The organism is Pontibacter sp. HJ8, assembly GCF_054824225.1.
Window position 1 is genome coordinate 1 of record NZ_JSYF01000644.1, and the last position, 2,297, is coordinate 2,297.

Genomic DNA, 2,297 nt, shown 5'->3' on the forward strand with positions numbered 1-2,297 from the left:
GAATACACGAATTGACATGGTAGCCAGTGGGCGATGTTCTTCCATAGGCGGCCGCATAAATACTTTGAGTCTACTATGAAGCAAATTGAAACCAGGTGTGGAGGTAAAAGAAATTATACCTGACAAAAAAATTGTACTCTTCTATATAATACTCCCAATACTATATTCGTTTTGGCTGCTTGTTTTCAGTCTTCAGAAGGATAAAAAAGTGCTACCTTCCTATAAATCAAACCTTTACTAATTATCAAGTAACATCATCCCTTTACTTGGTGGCTAGCTATATGACAGGTATGCGTACAAATCCCGGATTAGAAATAGAAAGTGTAGAGGTAAGGTCACTAAAAGAGTCAATATTTGCTGACGTCTACTTTGCCTGGTGTAATTGGCTACGATGTTTAAAGACAGGAACGACAAAGCAAGGCCTTGGCTTCTTTTAAAACCAAGGTTTTGCTATACACTTTAGCTTTTACCTCCGGGCTAGATCAAATTACTCTCTCAAAAAGCGCTACAGTGTAGCATTTGCAGTGTAGATCATAGTAAATCAATCTTATTGTTAAATAAGCCAGGAGCCAAACTATCAGAGGTAGCTTAAACAAGCCAGAGGTAGCTTAAACAAGCGAATATACTGGAGGTTGGATTGAAGTAGAAAATTTATCAAAGTATACCTTCTTGATGCGATTAACAGCGGCTCTTTCTGATAGAATATGAAGAAATGTCGTCAACCTAATATTCAGTTTCTCCTAGTTAAGCCTGATATGGTTTTTAATCTTAATAAAAAAATTTGAATTATATAACACAACGTATACCTATAGAGTAGAACGTAGATCGTAGTATATCAGCAAGAAAATAGGCAATTCTATATAATAGATCATTTTATTCAATTCCCTTTATCCTCGCATATAGCCGTTTTAAGGCATTTTTTTATCTAGCGTCAGACTTATTACTATCGATAATATAGTGAAAAATATTAATTCATAGTTAAGTATGCCCTTAACGATCAAAAACCTGTTATTTGCATTTGGGAGTAAATAATACAACGTACACTATAAAAGTTAATACATTAACCCTTTTTTTCTTAGATAATTTTTTTTTATTCTCCGTATAAGACAGTAGAATGATTCCACTTATAGGCGAAGCATGTTGTATGTATCTTCTACGCCTCTGCATGTAAGTCCGATTCCGGCCATAACGAAAAGGTCAATTTGGTCGGTAATGCTTCTGGTTTGGAATTACGTTTAATTTTTAGCTGAGACTCATAAAAGCATTTGGGTGCAAGATTTACCTAACAAATAACAAACACCTACAGTCAGAGGTTTTGAATGATGTAAGTACAGATACCGGTGTAAAAAACACTGCGTTTTACAGATATAGCAACATAGATCAGACAACAGGCCAGAAGTACTCGCGGCTTATGCTCTCAACGTTGCCCGTGTTATATGGCACAAGCTTCATAATAAACCATTGGTTAATACCCATATAGTTCATGCTTTACAATTTTCTAAGAGTTCTTTGCTATACCTGATGGCCATTAAACTGTAACTGATCATAAATTTTGGAAAAGCATGAGGTTTGGTGTTTCAATTGTTATATGTACCTATAATGGGGCAGCCCTTCTTCCCGAAACGATACGCCATATCGCACAACAGCGCGTGCGTCTTGCTATTGACTGGGAACTCATTGTGGTTAATAATGCCTGCACGGATAACACTTCCGAAGTAGTCAGAGCAGAATGGCAAAAACACAACCAACCCACAAAACTTTCTCTACTTTACCAACCCAAACAAGGTCTGACCTATGCGCGTGAACTGGCTTTGGAAAAAGCCAACTATGAATTCGTATTGTTTTGCGACGACGATAACTGGTTAGATGCTGATTATGTCAACAAAGCATATGACCTTATGCAACAACATCCGGAAATTGGAGTGCTGGGCGGTAATGGGGAATTAGTTTTCGAATTTCCTCCCCCGCGTTGGGCGCTGGGGCATGGTTTTTTCGCAAATGGCCCACAGGCAGCAACTTCCGGAAATGTGAGACGAAAGTTTGTGTATGGCGCTGGAAGTGTAATTAGAAAATCAGCTTATGATATGCTTCTTCATGCAGGATTCAAACCTCTGCTGACCGATCGAATAGGTAGACATCTCAGTTCAGGTGGAGACTATGAACTTTGTTATGCCATAGCACTGGCAGGTTATGACATCTGGTATGATGAAAGGCTTAAGTTCAGACATTTCATGTCAAAAGAACGTCTGGAATGGGATTATTTAGTGCGTTTTATCAAAGAAGGAGTAAAATGCTTT

At 38.0% G+C, this 2,297-nt stretch carries 1 protein-coding gene; it reads left to right on the forward strand.

The genetic code is table 11. The features are described from left to right. Positions 1–1,562: 1,562 nt before the first annotated feature. Positions 1,563–2,297 (forward strand): glycosyltransferase (locus OB13_RS20555; protein WP_461492057.1); only part of this gene is annotated, 735 nt, incomplete at its 3' end.